This is a genomic window from Kineococcus gypseus (genome assembly GCF_050871305.1).
In the GTDB taxonomy this organism is placed as follows: domain Bacteria; phylum Actinomycetota; class Actinomycetes; order Actinomycetales; family Kineococcaceae; genus Kineococcus; species Kineococcus gypseus.
This window is the reverse complement of sequence record NZ_JBJLRD010000030.1, coordinates 21158-36049: the sequence shown is the minus strand read 5'-3', so window position 1 is coordinate 36049 and position 14892 is coordinate 21158. Positions and strand designations below refer to the sequence as shown.

At 78.8% G+C, this 14892-nt stretch carries 17 protein-coding genes; 4 read left to right on the top strand and 13 right to left on the bottom strand.

All coding sequences use genetic code 11. The features are described from left to right. Positions 1 to 100 precede the first annotated feature (100 nt). The 6 genes from ahcY to ACRYMN_RS12750 all read right to left on the bottom strand — a co-directional run bounded on the left by ahcY (position 101) and on the right by ACRYMN_RS12750 (position 5708). Positions 101 to 1564, bottom strand: a complete 1464-nt coding sequence (gene ahcY / locus ACRYMN_RS12775) for an adenosylhomocysteinase (RefSeq protein WP_432495603.1) — start codon at positions 1562 to 1564, stop codon at positions 101 to 103. A 157-nt stretch (positions 1565 to 1721) separates the two neighbouring features. Beyond that, complete coding sequence (locus ACRYMN_RS12770) at positions 1722 to 2879, bottom strand: SIS domain-containing protein (RefSeq protein WP_432495601.1); 1158 nt, start codon at positions 2877 to 2879, stop codon at positions 1722 to 1724. Then, on the bottom strand, positions 2876 to 3157 hold the full coding sequence (locus tag ACRYMN_RS12765; protein WP_432495599.1) for a Trm112 family protein: 282 nt from the start codon (positions 3155 to 3157) through the stop codon (positions 2876 to 2878). The genes ACRYMN_RS12770 and ACRYMN_RS12765 overlap by 4 nt, the downstream gene beginning before the upstream one ends. Further along, a complete protein-coding gene (locus ACRYMN_RS12760) occupies positions 3154 to 4614 on the bottom strand; it encodes a phosphomannomutase/phosphoglucomutase (RefSeq protein WP_432495597.1) in 1461 nt (486 codons plus the stop codon). Before ACRYMN_RS12760 ends, ACRYMN_RS12765 begins: the two co-directional genes overlap by 4 nt. Positions 4615 to 4738: 124 nt before the next feature. After that, positions 4739 to 5011, bottom strand: a complete 273-nt coding sequence (locus ACRYMN_RS12755; RefSeq protein WP_432495595.1) for a hypothetical protein — start codon at positions 5009 to 5011, stop codon at positions 4739 to 4741. Between the two features lie 295 nt (positions 5012 to 5306). Continuing rightward, positions 5307 to 5708 carry a DUF3499 domain-containing protein gene (locus ACRYMN_RS12750; RefSeq protein WP_432495593.1) on the bottom strand — a complete coding sequence of 134 codons (402 nt, stop codon included), beginning with the start codon at positions 5706 to 5708 and terminating at the stop codon, positions 5307 to 5309. Between the two features lie 134 nt (positions 5709 to 5842). Here ACRYMN_RS12750 and ACRYMN_RS12745 point away from each other — a divergent pair, with 134 nt between their 5' ends. Then, positions 5843 to 6292 (top strand): metallopeptidase family protein, encoded by a 450-nt coding sequence (locus ACRYMN_RS12745; protein WP_432495591.1) that lies wholly within the window; start codon positions 5843 to 5845, stop codon positions 6290 to 6292. Between the two features lie 29 nt (positions 6293 to 6321). Here ACRYMN_RS12745 and ACRYMN_RS12740 read toward each other — a convergent pair whose 3' ends face one another. Then, a complete protein-coding gene (locus ACRYMN_RS12740; protein WP_432495589.1) occupies positions 6322 to 6687 on the bottom strand; it encodes a WhiB family transcriptional regulator in 366 nt (121 codons plus the stop codon). Between the two features lie 270 nt (positions 6688 to 6957). Here ACRYMN_RS12740 and cofD point away from each other — a divergent pair, with 270 nt between their 5' ends. Further along, the gene (gene cofD, locus ACRYMN_RS12735; protein ID WP_432495637.1) at positions 6958 to 7977 is read left to right on the top strand and encodes a 2-phospho-L-lactate transferase; all 1020 of its coding nucleotides are present in this window, start codon (positions 6958 to 6960) and stop codon (positions 7975 to 7977) included. Next, positions 7974 to 9005: a coenzyme F420-0:L-glutamate ligase gene (gene cofE / locus ACRYMN_RS12730; RefSeq protein ID WP_432495587.1), complete on the top strand. Its 1032-nt coding sequence runs from the start codon at positions 7974 to 7976 to the stop codon at positions 9003 to 9005. Before cofD ends, cofE begins: the two co-directional genes overlap by 4 nt. 22 nt (positions 9006 to 9027) lie before the next feature. On the opposite strand, the gene ACRYMN_RS12725 is transcribed toward cofE, so the two are convergent. The 4 genes from ACRYMN_RS12725 to ACRYMN_RS12710 all read right to left on the bottom strand — a co-directional run bounded on the left by ACRYMN_RS12725 (position 9028) and on the right by ACRYMN_RS12710 (position 12817). Beyond that, positions 9028 to 9801: a class I SAM-dependent methyltransferase gene (locus ACRYMN_RS12725; protein WP_432495585.1), complete on the bottom strand. Its 774-nt coding sequence runs from the start codon at positions 9799 to 9801 to the stop codon at positions 9028 to 9030. A 47-nt stretch (positions 9802 to 9848) separates the two neighbouring features. After that, entirely contained in the window at positions 9849 to 10778 is a 930-nt protein-coding gene (locus ACRYMN_RS12720; RefSeq protein ID WP_432495583.1) for a polysaccharide pyruvyl transferase family protein, read from the bottom strand. A 79-nt stretch (positions 10779 to 10857) separates the two neighbouring features. Further along, positions 10858 to 11853 (bottom strand): DNA-3-methyladenine glycosylase family protein, encoded by a 996-nt coding sequence (locus ACRYMN_RS12715; RefSeq protein ID WP_432495581.1) that lies wholly within the window; start codon positions 11851 to 11853, stop codon positions 10858 to 10860. Between the two features lie 64 nt (positions 11854 to 11917). Beyond that, a complete protein-coding gene (locus ACRYMN_RS12710; protein ID WP_432495579.1) occupies positions 11918 to 12817 on the bottom strand; it encodes a DMT family transporter in 900 nt (299 codons plus the stop codon). A gap of 237 nt (positions 12818 to 13054) precedes the next feature. On the opposite strand from ACRYMN_RS12710, the gene ACRYMN_RS12705 reads away from it, so the two are divergent. Beyond that, a complete protein-coding gene (locus ACRYMN_RS12705) occupies positions 13055 to 13414 on the top strand; it encodes a GNAT family N-acetyltransferase (protein ID WP_432495577.1) in 360 nt (119 codons plus the stop codon). A 40-nt stretch (positions 13415 to 13454) separates the two neighbouring features. Here ACRYMN_RS12705 and ACRYMN_RS12700 read toward each other — a convergent pair whose 3' ends face one another. Then, positions 13455 to 13718 carry a hypothetical protein gene (locus ACRYMN_RS12700; protein WP_432495575.1) on the bottom strand — a complete coding sequence of 88 codons (264 nt, stop codon included), beginning with the start codon at positions 13716 to 13718 and terminating at the stop codon, positions 13455 to 13457. Between the two features lie 137 nt (positions 13719 to 13855). Beyond that, on the bottom strand, positions 13856 to 14887 hold the full coding sequence (locus ACRYMN_RS12695; protein ID WP_432495573.1) for a lysylphosphatidylglycerol synthase domain-containing protein: 1032 nt from the start codon (positions 14885 to 14887) through the stop codon (positions 13856 to 13858). Positions 14888 to 14892 lie beyond the last annotated feature (5 nt).

Below are 14892 nucleotides of genomic sequence, written 5' to 3'. Positions count from 1 at the left end.
GGGGACGGCGCCGCGCGGGTCCTCCGCGCGCACGCGGACCGCCCGGCCCCCGCGGGAGCCGGGCGGTCGTGGGCGACCAGTGTGTCAGGCCGCCGGGCGCTCAGTAGCGGTAGTCGTCGCCCTTGAAGGGGCCGGAGACGTCGAGGCCGAGGTAGTCGGCCTGCGTCTTGGTCAGCTCCGTCAGCCGCACGCCGAGGGCGTCCAGGTGCAGGCGGGCGACCTTCTCGTCGAGCAGCTTGGGCAGCACGTGCACCCCCACCGGGTACGCGTCGCGCCGGGTGAACAGCTCGACCTGCGCGAGCACCTGGTTGGTGAAGGAGTTCGACATGACGAAGCTGGGGTGGCCGGTGGCGTTGCCGAGGTTCAGCAGCCGGCCCTCGGAGAGCACGATGACGCTGTGGGCGGGGCGGCCCTCGGCGGCCGGGATGCGCCACTCGTGCACCTGCGGCTTGATCTCGACCTTCTCCACGCCGGGCACGCGGGCCAGGCCGGCCATGTCGATCTCGTTGTCGAAGTGGCCGATGTTGCCCACGATCGCCTGGTGCTTCATGCGCACGATGTCCGAGGCCATGATCACGTCGCGGTTGCCGGTGGCGGTGATGAAGATGTCCGCGCTCTCCACCACGTCCTCCAGGCGCACCACCTGGTAGCCGTCCATCGCCGCCTGCAGGGCGTTGATGGGGTCGATCTCGGTGACGACCACGCGCGCGCCCTGCCCGCGCAGCGACTCCGCGCTGCCCTTGCCGACGTCGCCGTAGCCGCACACGACCGCGACCTTGCCGCCGATGAGGACGTCGGTGGCGCGGTTGATGCCGTCGATGAGCGAGTGGCGGGTGCCGTACTTGTTGTCGAACTTCGACTTCGTCACCGAGTCGTTGACGTTGATCGCGGGGAAGGGCAGCACGCCGTTGCGGTGGTACTCCGCCAGGCGGTGCACGCCGGTGGTGGTCTCCTCGCTCACGCCCAGGACGCCCTCGGCCACGCGCGTCCAGCGCTGCGGGTCCTCGGCCAGGGAGCGGCGCAGCAGCTCCAGGACGACGCGGTGCTCCTCGGAGTCGTCCTCGGTGGGCTCGGGCACCGCGCCGGCGGCCTCGAAGCGCTTGCCCTCCAGGACGAGCATGGTGGCGTCGCCGCCGTCGTCGAGGATGACGTTGGGCCCCACGCGCCGGCCCTGCTCGTCGGTGCCCCAGTCGAAGATGCGCTCGGCCAGGCGCCAGTACTCCTCGAGCGTCTCGCCCTTCCAGGCGAACACCGGCGAGCCGGCCGGCTCCTCGGGGGTGCCGGTGCCCACGACGACCGCGGCGGCGGCCTGGTCCTGGGTGGAGAAGATGTTGCAGCTGGCCCAGCGCACCCGCGCGCCCAGCGCCACGAGGGTCTCGATGAGCACGGCGGTCTGCACGGTCATGTGCAGGGAGCCGGCGATGCGGGCGCCGGCCAGCGGCTGGGACTCGGCGAACTCGGCGCGCAGCGCCATCAGGCCGGGCATCTCGTGCTCGGCCAGGCGCAGCTCGTGGCGGCCGGCCTCGGCCAGAGCCAGGTCGCGGACCTCGAAGTCGAACGTCATGCGGGACTACCCCTCCGGGGATCGGCGGTGCGGGACTCCCGGCGCGGCCCCTCTGGGCCACTCGGCATCACCGGACGCCGGACCCCTCCAGGGTACGCGCGGGCCCGCCGGCGCTCACCGCCAGGCGCGTCGCCCCCGCCCGCTCACCCCCACCCGCTCAGCCCAGGCGCGCGCGCAGGTCCGCCACCTGCGGCGAGGCGGCCGGGTCCGTGCCCGAGGCCAGCGCCAGGTAGGTGGCGGCGAAGTCGGTGCGCGCGATCAGCTGCGCCAGGCGCGCCAGCGGCGGGCCGGGCTCGGCGACGACCTCGCCGACGCGCACGCCGGCGTCGGCGGCGGTGGTGGCCACCGCGTCGGCGACCGCGCGCTCGGCGTCCGGCACCGCCGAGGGCGCGTCGCGCAGCAGGGTCAGCTGCAGGCGCGGGCCGGGCGGGCCGTCGAGGAACGGGTCGGCGAAGACGTCGTCCGGGCGGGCGGCGAAGGGGCCGCCGAAGGTGGCCACCGCCTCGCTGGCGTCGTCGGGCAGCGCCCCGGCCACCGCCGGCACCCGGGCGGTGCGCGCCAGCATCGAGGCGGCGCGCCGGGCCGCGGCGGCGGTGAGGTCGCCGTCGGCCAGCACCACCGGCACGGCCCCGGACAGCTCCATCGCCAGGACCTTGGCGGGGTTGACGAACGCCTCCGACCACGGCCGGCAGGTCTCCGCCTCGGCGTCCAGGCGGTCGGCGACGGCGGCGAGCTCCTCGGCGGAGGTGCGCACCACGTCCAGGGCGTCGGCGGCCAGCAGGACCGGCGTCAGCAGCGACCACAGCGAGACCCGCGAGGAGCGCGCGCCCTCCTCGAGGGCGCGCACCCCGCGCGCCGGGGGCACGTGCACGTTGCCGCCGCGCGAGCCGACGGCCGCCAGCGGCGAGCCGTCCGCGCCGACGGTGACCACGCGGGCCCCGCGCCGGGCGGCCTCGCCGGCCAGCGCCAGCGGCCCGGGCGCGTGCCCGGACATCGACACCGCCACCACGAGGTCCAGCGGGCCGACCCAGCTGGGCAGCGGGCCGCCGCGGCGGGCGAGCAGCGGCACCGGGCAGCCCCGCCCGGCCAGGGCGGTCAGGACGTCGGCGACGACCGAGGCGCCGCCGAGGGCGGCCACGACGACGGCGCGGGGCCGGCCCTCCTCGGCCAGGCGCCCCACGCCCGCCTGCGCGGACAGCTCCACCGCCTCGCGCACCTGCGCCCCGGCCCCGGCCAGGGCGCGCAGCACCCCGGAGGGGTCGGCGGCGCTCAGGGCGTCGCCGTCGCCGAGCAGGGTCTCGTCCAGGGCGGTCACCGGCCCTCCCCCGCCCGCGCGCGCAGGTCCTCGGGCACGTCGAGGGCCTCGTCGACCAGCAGCACCGGCACGCCGTCCACCACGGGGTAGCGCACCCCGGCGGCCGTGGCCAGGAAGGGCTCGCCGTCGACCTCCACCGCCGTCAGCGGCTCGCCGGTCAGCGGGCAGCGCAGCAGCGCCAGCACCCACGGCTCCAGGCGCACGCCCGCAGCGCCGCCACCGGCGGCGGCGGCGCGGTCGGCGGCGGGGTCGGCGTCGGCGGCGGGGTCGGCGCTCACCGGGCGCCGCCGCGCACCAGGCCGAGCACCCGGTCGCGCACGGCGGCCATCGTGTCGGGGTCGGCGCCCTCGGCGTTCAGGCGCAGCAGCGGCTCGGTGTTCGAGGCGCGCAGGTTGAACCACCACATCGGGTGCCCGTCGCGCGCCGGGGAGCTGACCGTCAGCCCGTCGAGGCGGTCCACCTCCAGCTCGCGGCCCTCGCTGCGCGCCAGCTCCTGCTCGGCGGCCAGGACGCGCTCGGTGGTGGCCGCGGCGTCCTCGACGGTGGAGTTGACCTCGCCGCTGGCGACGTAGCGCTCGTACTCGGCGGCCAGCTGCGACAGCGGCAGGTCGCTCTCGGCGAGCGCGGCGAGCACGTGCATCGCGGCCAGCATGCCGGTGTCGGCCGACCAGAACTCGCGGAAGTAGTAGTGCGCGGAGTGCTCGCCGCCGAAGACGGCGCCCTCCTCGGCCATGCGCTGCTTGATGAACGAGTGGCCCACCCGGGTGCGCACCGGCACCCCGCCGTCCTCGGCGACGATCTCGGGCACCGCGCGGGAGGTGATGAGGTTGTGGATGACCACCGGCTCGCGGCCGGCCGCGCGCTCCTTGGCGATCTCGCGGCGGGCCACCATCGCGGTCACCGCGCTGGGGCTGACCGGGTCGCCCTTCTCGTCGACGACGAAGCAGCGGTCGGCGTCGCCGTCGAAGGCCAGGCCGAGGTCGGCGCCGGCGCGCGGGACGGCGGCCTGCAGGTCGCGCAGGTTCTCCGGCTCCAGCGGGTTGGCCTCGTGGTTGGGGAAGGTGCCGTCGAGCTCGAAGTACATCGCCTCCACCTGCAGCGGCAGCTCCGGCAGGCCGGCGGCGGTGCCCAGCACGGCGGGCACGGTGTGACCGGCCATGCCGTTGCCGGCGTCGACGACGACGCGCAGCGGGCGCGCGCCGGACAGGTCGACCAGGGAGCGCAGGTGCGCGGCGTACTCGGCCAGCAGGTCCTGCTCGCCCACCTCGCCGCGCGCGCCGTCGACGTCGGGCACCCGCCCGGCGTCCAGCCAGGACTGGGCGAGGTCGCGCACGGCGGCCAGGCCGGTGTCCTGGCCCACGGGGCGCGCGCCGGAGCGGCACAGCTTGATGCCGTTGTACTGCGCGGGGTTGTGGCTGGCGGTGAACATCGCGCCGGGCACGTCCAGCGAGCCGCTGGCGAAGTACAGCCCGTCGGTGGAGCACAGGCCGATGAGCACGACGTCCACGCCGCGCGAGGCCAGGCCGTCGGCGAAGGCGGCCGACAGCTCCGGCGAGGAGGGGCGCATGTCGTGGCCGACCACGGCGCGCGGGGCCGCGCCGGCGGGCGCCTCGGGCAGCACCACGACCTCCGCGAAGGCGGCGCCCAGGGCGCGCACCACGCCCGCGTCGAGCTGGTCGGGGACGACCCCCCGGACGTCGTAGGCCTTGACGAAGGACGAGAGGTCGACGCTCACGGCCGGAGCCTACAAGCGCACCGGGCCCGCGGGGGCGGGTGCGCACCGATCGGCGGCACCGCCCGCCGGCGGTGCCGCCACCTCCCGCGGGCGGGCGGTCGCCGGCGCCCGCGGGCGGGCGCGCTCAGCGCTTGCGGGTGCGCTCCAGCACGGAGTCCACCGACAGCTCGCCCTGCGAGGACGTCCACGTGCGCTCCTCGCACACGTGGCAGGAGACGAAGCGCACCGGGGTGCCGTCGGTGAGGGACATGGACAGCTGGGTGACGCGCTCGCTGCCGCAGCCGCCGCAGGAGGCGCCCTCGCGGTGCACCGACTGCGTCAGGGACCCCAGCGGCGGGGCGGGTCGGGCGGCGCGGGAGCGGCGGGTGCTGCGGGGGGCGTGGGGACCGACGGGCACGGGGTACCTCCGAGGTGCTCGGGCGCGGGGCGACGCCCCGGGCATCGGCACCCGCGGGCCCCGGCTTGAGCGCCCGCACGGGGGACGACCCGACGAGCCGCCGGCGAGCCCCCGTCCACCCCCGGCCGGGCCGCCGCGCGGGGACCCCGGGCGGCGCTCCCACGGTCGTCCGGCGGCGACGGGTCAGCGGCGGCGGGTCAGCGGCCGCGGGTCAGCGGCCGCGGGTCAGCGGCCGCGGGTCAGCGGCCGCGGGTCAGCGGCCGCGGGTCAGCGGCCGCGGGTCAGCGGCCGCGGGTCAGCGCGGGCGCTCCTCGCGCAGCACGCGCAGGTGCCCGCGGCGCACGGCCGGGGCGTCGGGGTCGACCACGGCGCGCGGGCCGTCGGGCCGGTCGCGCACGGCGTCGGCCACGGCGAGCAGGTCGTCGTGCCGGCTGGCGGCCTCGACGAGCTCGGGCGCCAGGCGCACGACCTCCCACCCGCGCGGGGCGGTCAGCCGCGCGGCGTGCTCGGAGCACAGGTCGTAGCAGTGCGGTTCGGCGTAGGCGGCCAGCGGGCCGAGCACGGCGGTGGAGTCGGAGTAGACGTAGGTCAGGGTCGCCACCGCGGTCCGGCCGCACGCCGTCCGCGAGCACCGGCGCACCGCTGCGCCGGGACGACGACCACCACCGCCGGCGGGACTCGTGCGGGGAGCGTTCACGCGCGGCACGCTACCTCCGATCGGGCGGGGCGGAGGGTCCGCGCGCGGCGGCGGGCCGTGTCGTGACCGGACCGCGACCGGCCGGGCGGGCCGCGGCGCCCGGCGGGGCGCGGCGCGCTTGGTACCTTGCGCCGGTGAGCACGCCCCGAGCGCACCGCCGGCGCCGCCGGGTGCGGCGCGACCGCCACGGGCGCGGCCTGCGCGGGCCGCTGCTGCCGGCGGCTCTGCCGGCCGCGCGCACCCGCGCCGAGCGCTTCGACGACCTGGTGCTGGACGCCGTGGAGCTGCTGGAGCGCCGCTGGGCCGAGCAGCTGGCGGGCGTGGAGTTCGCCGTGGAGGACGTGCCGCCCTCGGACCCGGCCCCGTGGGAGGACGAGGTGGTGCCGCTGGGGCGGCTGTTCCCCGCGGACTCCTCCGGCCCGGCGCGCGTGGTGCTCTACCGCCGGCCGCTGGAGACGCGCGCGGGCGGCGAGGACCTCGAGGACCTGGTGGCCGACGTGGTGGTCGAGCAGGTGGCGCACCTGCTCGACCTGGACCCGGAGGAGGTCGACCCGCGCTACGGCGGCGAGGAGGACGAGGGCTGAGGCGGCCCGCCTCCCCCGGGCGGCGCGCCTCAGATGGCGCGGCGCTTGAGGCGGCGGCGCTCCCGCTCGGAGAGCCCGCCCCAGATGCCGAAGCGCTCGTCGTTGCCCAGCGCGTACTCCAGGCACTCCTGGCGCACCTCGCAGGACTGGCACACGCGCTTGGCCTCGCGGGTCGAGCCGCCCTTCTCGGGGAAGAACGCCTCCGGGTCGGTCTGCGCGCACAGCGCGAGCTCCTGCCAGCCCGGGTCCTCCGGGGTCAGCCCCGACAGCCCGGTGGGCGGGCCCACCACGGGGTCGGGCAGGGGCGCGACGAGCCGCAGCTCGGGGCGCTCGGTCGGCGCGGTCGTCGCGGGGCGGGGAGCGCCCTCGTCGCGGTGCTGGACGTCGATCTCCATCAGGCAGCCCTCACAGCCTCGGTCTGTCACTACCGGTGACGCGACGGTCACGCACGACCACCACTGGTGGAATTACACGCGTGTCGTCCGCTCCCGTCAAGCCCGGCGTGGTATCCCGCGGACCCCGCCGGTCCCGACAGCCACCCCAGCCCCCCGCGTCCCGCGCCGCGCACCACCCGTCCGGCCCAGCGCGCACCCGCCCGGGTGACGGGGCGGAGCCGCGCGCGGGGCTGGGACGATGGGGGCGTGAGCCCCACCACCCCCGCCCCCCTGCGCGTCGCGGCCCTGGCCGGCGGCGTGGGCGGCGCCCGCTTCCTGCGCGGCCTGCTCGCCGCGCTGCGCGCCTCCCCCGACCCCGCGCGGCAGCGCGCCGAGCTGACCGTCGTGGTCAACACCGCCGACGACGTCACGCTGCACGGCCTGCGCGTGAGCCCCGACCTGGACTCGGTGATGTACACCCTGGGCGGCGGCATCGACGAGGAGCGCGGCTGGGGGCGGGACTCCGAGAGCTACGGCGTGGCGCAGGAGCTGGCCCGCTACGGGCGCACGCCCACCTGGTTCACCCTGGGCGACAAGGACGTCGCCACCCACGTGGTGCGCACGCAGCTGCTGGCGCAGGGGCGCACCCTCTCGCAGGTCACCGAGGAGCTGTGCCGGCGCTGGCGCCCGGGCGCGCGCCTGCTGCCCATGACCGACGACGTCGTCGAGACCCACGTCGACCTCGCCGACGTGCCCGAGGCCGAGCGCGCCGCCCACGACGGCGAGGCCGGCGGGCGGCGCGTGCACTTCCAGGAGTGGTGGGTGCGCCTGCACGCCGCCGTGCCCGCGCGGCGCATCGAGGCCGTCGGCGCTGCCGCGGCGCGCCCGGCCCCCGGCGTGCTCGAGGCGCTGCGCGACGCGGACGTCGTCGTGCTGCCGCCGAGCAACCCGGTGGTCTCCATCGGCTCGATCCTCGCCGTGCCCGGCGTGCGCGAGGCGCTGGTGCGCACCGCCGCCCCGGTCGTGGGCGTCTCCCCCGTCGTCGGCGGCGCCCCCGTGCGCGGCATGGCCGACGCCTGCCTGGCCGCGATCGGCGTGCCCACCACCGCCGCCGCCGTCGCCGGGCTCTACGCCGACCTGCTCGACGGCTGGCTGGTCGCCGAGGGCGACGAGGGCCCGGCACCGGGCCCGCGGCCGCTGGCGGTGCGCCGGCGCCCGCTGCTCATGAGCGACCCGGCCGCCACCGCCGCCCTGGCCGGCGCCGCCCTGGACCTGGCCCTGGAGCTGGCCGGCCGGGAGAGCGCCGCGTGAGCCGCGCGCCCGCCGAGGTGCGCGTCGTCGCGGTCACCGGCGTCGGCGAGGTGCGCGCCGGCGACGACCTGGCGCGCGTGCTCGTGGACGCCCTGCGCGCGCAGGGCACCGGGCCCGCCGACGGCGACGTGCTGGCCGTCTCCAGCAAGGTCGTCTCCAAGGCGCGCGGGCTGAGCGCCCCGCTGGAGCGGCGCGAGGCCGTCGTCGCGGAGCAGTCGGTGCGCACCGTGGCCGCCCGGCGCACCCCCGCCGGGCTGGCCAGCATCGTCGAGGCCGTCGCCGGGCCGGTCATGGCCGCCGCCGGGGTGGACGCCTCCAACGTGCCCGACGGCACCGTGCTGGTGCTGCCCGCCGACGCCGACGCCGAGGCCCGCGCGCTGCGGGCGGCGGTGCGCGCGCTGAGCGGCGCCGACGTCGGGGTCGTCGTCACCGACACCGCCGGGCGCGCCTGGCGCGAGGGGCAGACCGACTTCGCCCTGGGCGTGGCGGGCCTGGACGTCCTGGACGACCTGCGCGGGCACCTGGACGCCTCCGGCCGGCCGATGAGCGTGACCGCGCGCGCCGTCGCCGACGAGGTCGCCGCCGCCGCCGACCTCGTCAAGGGCAAGACCGGCGGGGTGCCCGCGGCGCTGGTGCGCGGCCTCCTGGCGCACGTGCGCGAGGAGGACGGGCCCGGGGCGCGCTCACTGGTGCGCCCGGCGGCCGGGGACTGGTTCCGCCTCGGTCACGTCGAGGCCGTGCGCGCGGCCCTGGGCGCCTCCGCGGTCGAGGCGCCGCCCGTGGTGCCCGGCGGCACCGCCGAGCGGCTGGGGCGGGTGGCGGCCGTCGCCACCGCCGGCGGCCCGGGGAGCTGCCGCGTCGAGGACGACGGCACCGGGGCCCTGCTGCGCCTGGGCGCCGAGGACGCCTTCGAGCTCGGCGCCCTGGCGCAGCGGGTGCTGGCGGCGCTGTGGACCGAGGACCTCGCCGGCGACGTGCGGCGCGACGGCGAGCGCGGGGCCGAGGTGCGGGTGGTCCCCGCCCGCTGAGGCGGCCCCGGCGCGCCACCGCTCAGGGCGCCGCGTCCTTCACCAGCCAGGCGCTCAGGTAGCGCTGCCGGCCCTCGCGCAGCGCGACGTGGTTGCGGGTGCCCTCGATGCCGGCGAACGGGCGGAAGGCCGGGTGCAGCGGCCGCGGGACCCACGCCCGCACCAGGGCGAGCTTGCGCTCGCTGTCCAGCTCCAGCGCGCGCACCACCTGCGCGGTCACGTCCTCCTCGCGGCGCACGCGCAGGCCCGAGCCCGCCAGCTCCCGGCGCACCCGCTCCACCTGCCGCGCCGGGCGCAGGTCGGCCCGGTGGAGGTCCCCGCCGGGGCGCAGCACCCGGCGCACCTCGGCCAGGAACGCGGGCACGTCGTCGTAGCAGTGCGAGGACTCCACGTTGACGACCGCGTCGAAGGAGGCGTCCGGGAAGGGCAGGGCCAGCGCGTCGCCCCGCACGAAGGACAGACCGGGCCCGCGCCGGTGGCGCCGGCTCAGCTCGACCGCCCGCTCGGACAGGTCCACGACCACGACGCTGCGCGGGTGCCGGTAGCGGGCCAGGTAGGAGGCCCCGCCGCCGCGGCCGCTGCCGACCTCCAGCACGTCGCGCCCGCGCACGTCGCCGGCCACGACGTGCTCGTAGAGCTGGATGCACAGCCGGTCCGGCTCGTCGGCGGCGTCCAGGGCCAGGACCGGGGGCCCGGGCGGGGCGAAGCCGTAGTCCATGAACGCCCAGCGCGGCTCGCGCGCGCACGCGGCCAGCAGCTCGTAGCAGGCCCGCCACACCAGCCGCCTCGCGCCCACGCTCGACGGTACCGCCGCGGCGCCGCGGCGCCGCGCCCCGCGGGCCCTCAGCCGCGCAGCGCGGCGGCGAGCGCGTCGAGCTGGCCGCCGCCCGCGGCGGGGGCCTCGTCGCGGGCGCGGTCCGCGGCGGCCCGGCCCGCGCCGGAGGTGCACCAGGCCAGCTGCTCGTCCAGCGCCAGGGCGCCGTCGGCGGCCAGGACCTCCTCGGCGCCCAGCAGGCCCGGCCAGCCCCATGCGCGCGCCTGCGCGCTGACCTTGCCGCCGCCGGCGACGGGGTCGACGGCCAGCGCCGGCACCCCGGCGCGCAGGGCCAGCACCAGGCCGTGCAGCCGGGTGGTGACCACGACGTCCAGGCGCGAGAGGACGGCGAGGACCTGCTCGGCGGTGGCGGGCAGGCGCCAGTCGCGCGGGTCGACGCGGGTGTCCAGCTCCAGGCGGGCCACGTCCAGGCCCCCCAGCCAGCCGGTCAGCGCGCCGGCGACCTCCTCGTGGCGCCGGCGCGCGCCGTACTCGCCCTGCCCGCGGGTCAGGTACACGCCCACGACGGGCACGGCGCCCACCGGCGGGCGGGCGGCGAGGTCGCGCTCCGAGGCGGTGCCGGGCGCGTCGCGCGGGACGACGGCGTGGAAGCCGGTGACGGCCGGGTCGGCCGGGTCGAGCACGGAGACGCCCACGGCCAGGCGGCGCGCGCGCGGGAAGCGCTCGTGCACCCGCTCGACGGGCCGGCCCGTCAGCGGCCCGCACGCCCACACCACGTGCGTGTACGCGCCCGGGTCCACCTGCAGCACCTCGTCGGCGTCCTCGTAGGCCACCCCGCCGCGCGGGCCGTACGCGCGCAGCACGGCGGGGCTGAAGGCGAGGTCGACCTCGGCGCCGGCGGCGCGCAGCCGGTGGGCGACGGCCTCGGTGCTCAGCAGGTCGCCGGCCGTGGCCTCGCCGTGCAGGACGCTGGACCAGCCGAGCAGGAGCACGCGCACGCCGTGCACCCCACCACACCGCCCGCCCGGGCACCGCGGCGGGGCCGGTGCCCGACGCCCCCGCGGCGGGGCCGGTGCCTCAGCCCCCGCGGCGGGGCCGGTGCACGCGCAGGGCGCGGTTGGGGGTGTGGGTGGGCAGGCTCGCGCGCGGGCCGCGGCGCGGCCTGCTCGCCCCGGCCAGGGTCAGCAGGCGCTGCACGCGGTAGCGGTGCCCGCGGTAGCACTCGATGACCTCCGCGCACCCGGCGTCGTCGAGAACCTCCCCGGTCAGCGCCCAGGAGACGTTCGCGGCCACGTGCAGGTCGCCGAAGGAGAAGGCGTCGGGGTGGCCGTGGGCGCGGGCGCGCACCTCCGCTGACGTCCACACCCCCACCCCGGGCAGCGAGCGCAGGGCGCGGTCGGCGCCGGCCTCGTCCATCGCCAGGGTGCGCTCCAGGGCCGCGGCGCGCGGGGCGGCCAGGATCGTCACCTTGCGCCGGCGCAGCTCCACGCCGGCGGCCAGCCACTCCCAGGACGGCACCTCCAGCCAGTCCCGCGGGGCCGGCGGCACCCATACCCCCTCGGGGCCGGGGGCCGGCTCGCCGAAGCGCAGCACCAGGCGCCGCCAGCCGGCGAAGGCCTCGCGGGTGGTGACGACCTGCTCCAGGGCGGAGGCGGCCAGGGCCTCGAACACCGCGCGGGTGCGCGGCTGGCGCCAGCACGGGTGCGCGCGCCAGGCCTCGCGCAGCGCGGTGTGCTCGCGGCGCGGCTCGAACTCGGCGTGGGTGGTGTCGCCGGCGCCGAGCAGGTCGGGCACGCCGTCCAGGGCCCACCGCGCGCCCGGGCCCCAGGCGCGCGCCTCGACCTCGCCGCACCCGCGCAGCGGCACCAGGTGCAGCTGCGCGGGCCCCTCGGGGGTGCGGGTGGCGCGCCGCACGCTGCCGTCGGCCTCGCGGCGGAAGGTGGGGTCGTGCGCGCCGCGGCGCAGCACCGAGACCGTGCAGGCCAGGTCCAGCTCCCACGAGGGGCGCCAGCGGCGCACCAGCGGGGCGGCGGCGCCCGCGGACGCGGCGTCGCGCTGGGCGGGGACGGTCACCGGCACACGGTAGATCGGCCGGCGCCGTGATCGGCACGCCCCGCGCGCACCGGCCCGGGCCCGCTCAGGCGGTGGCGGGCGCGGCGGCCGCGGCGGGGGCGCGGCGGGTGACGAGCACCGAGCCGACCAGGACGAGCGCGGAGCCGGCCACGGTGAAGGCGGTGACGCGCTCGTCGAGCAGCACGGCGCCGGCCAGGACGGCCACGACGGGGTTGACGTAGACGACGGCGGTGGCGCGCACGGGCCCGACCTCGCCGACGAGGGCGAACAGCAGCAGGAACGCCGCCGCGGTGCACACCACGGCCAGGGCCGCCACGGAGGCCAGCGCGGCGGCCGACGGCACGGCGTCGGGCAGGCCGGGGCCGAGCGCGACGACGGGCACGTAGAACAGCGCCGAGACGAGCAGGCTGCCGGTGACCACGACCGGGCCGGGCAGGTCGCCCAGCCAGCGGGTCAGGATCGCCGGGCCGACGGCGTAGCCGACGACGACGAGGGCCACCTCGCCGACCGCGCCGAGGTCGGAGCCGGCCACGTCCAGGCCCACGAGGGTGGCCACGCCGGCGCTGCCCAGGGCCAGGCCCGCCCAGCCGCGCGCGCCCAGGCGCTCGGCGCGCCTGAACAGGGGCGCGACCAGGACGCCGACCACGGGCACGGCGGAGATCAGCAGGGCGGCGGTGGAGCTGGGCAGCTCCTGCTCGGCGCGGGTCAGGAACAGCCAGGGCCCCACGATCTCCAGGACCGAGTAGACGCCCAGCGCCGGCCAGCGCCGCAGCAGATCGGGCACCGCCCGGCGCGAGGCCGGGCTCAGCAGCACCAGCGGCAGCAGCAGCGCGGCGCCCAGGCCGGTGCGGGCCAGCACCAGCACCGAGGGCGCCAGCTCCTCGACGGCGACCTTGATCAGCAGGTAGGGCACGCCCCAGGCCAGGCCCAGGGCGGCGAACAGCAGCACGGCGCGACGACTCACCGCGGCATCGTCGCGCCCGCCGCGCGACGCCCCGCCGGGGGCCCCGCCGGAGGTCCCGCCGAGTGTCTGGCCGGGGGTCTGGCCGGGGGTCCCGGTGGACACGCCGCGGCCACCCCCCTGTCGCCGACGGGCCGGAGGCTGTTCACTGCACGTGGACGGCCGGCGCCCGGCCGTCCCGCCCCACCGAGCGAGCGACCGACCGACGCGACCGAGCGACCGAGCGACAGGAGCGCAACCGTGAGCGCCACGCCCCCGAGCAGCACCGCCGGCACAGCGCCGCCGACGGACGGGCTCACCGTCGTCGACAACGCCGAGCTGTCGCGCTACGAGGGGCGGGTGGACGGCCGGCTGGCCGCCGTGGCCGTCTACTCGCGCGCACCGCGCTTCGTGGTCTTCTCCCACACGGAGGTGCTGCCCGGCTTCGAGGGCCGCGGCGCCGCCTCGGCGGTGGTGCGCGGCGCCCTAGACGACGTGCGCGCCCGCGGCACGACGGCGGTGGCGCTGTGCCCGTTCGTCGCGCGCTGGATCGCCCGGCACCCGGAGTACGCCGACGTGGTGCACGTGCCGGCCACCCGGGTGCCCGGCGACGACGACTGAACCGGCGACGACCGGACCGACGGCGGGCGGGCCGGGCCCCTCAGCGCGCCGGCTGCCCGGCGGGCCCGAGCAGGGACAGCCCGGCGATGCTGTCGCACAGGTGCGGCAGGGACTCCAGGACCTCCTCGGCGTCCTCCAGCGCCACCGGCGCGGACGACAGGACCGTCACCGTCAGCCGGCCGCGGGTGCTCGGGCCCTGGGAGACGAAGCAGCCCGGCAGGCGCCCGGCCAGCCCGGCCAGGAAGCCGTTGAGGTCGCGGATGCCGATCGGCTTGGTCGTCTCGATCGCCAGGACGGTCTTCATCGTGCTCCTCGCCGCCCGCGCGGACCGCCGGGTCGCGGACCGCCCCCCGGGCTCTGGTGTTCCGTGGTTGCTCACGGTGGGCATCGGCACGCCCCGCGGGCGCCCGCAGCGCCGCGGCGCAGGTGGGCCTGATCGGGCTAAGGCCCCTCCCGCTCCCCCGGCGCCCGGCCGGCGGTGCGCAGGCGGGCCGCGGCGCCCGGGGTGGTGGCCAGCGCCGCCAGGGCCAGCAGCAGGTCCGCCAGCGTCAGCAGCACCCGCGAGCCGAGCACCACCACGGCCGCCCCGCCGGCACCGACGACCGGGGCGAGGACCGCCGCCAGCACCACCTCGCGCGCGCCCGCGCCCGCCGGGGCCAGGACCACCAGGAACCCCACGGCCCACGCCAGGGCGTAGCCGCCCACGGCCAGCGCCAGCAGGCGCCCGGCCGGCTCACCGGCGCCCAGTGCCGTGGCGAGCACGAACACCTGCAGGCCCACCGCCGCCCACGAGGCCAGCGCCCAGGCGGCCGAGGCCAGCAGGCCCCGCGCGGTCACCGGGTGCTCCAGCGGCTCGCGCCGCGCGGCGCGCAGCAGCACCCCCAGCAGCCGGTTGAGCACCGCCGGCACGAGCAGCACCAGCAGCAGCGGCGCCAGCCAGCGCACCGGCCCCGCCCACGCCGCCCCGGGCAGGTCCGCCCCGCGCAGCGCCACCGGCAGCACCCCGGTCACCAGCAGCCCCGCCGTCGTCGTGGACACCAGCAGCGCGACCACCAGCGCCGAGCCGGCGCGCCGGCGCGGCACGCCCAGGTCGTGCGCCAGCTCCGCCTGCGCGACGAACTGCAGCACCGAGCCGGGCACGTAGCGGCCCAGCTGGCCCACGAAGAACACCCGGGCCGCGTCCCGCCGCGCCAGCGGCGAGCCCAGGTCGGCCAGCACCGCCCGCCACGAGGCGCCCGCCAGCGCCACGTTCGCCACCGACAGCACCAGCGCCAGCGCCACCGAGGGCGCGTCCAGGCGCGCCCAGGCGTCCGCGACGGCGGCGCGCTCGCGCACCAGGTACGCCGCCGCCAGGCCCAGCGCGAGCAGGAGGAAGCCCCCGCGCAGCCACGGCGAGCGCAGCAGCCCCGCCAGCCGGCGCAGCACTCCGCCCGCCACCGCGCCCGGCACCGCGCCCGGCACCCCGCCCGGCACCCGCC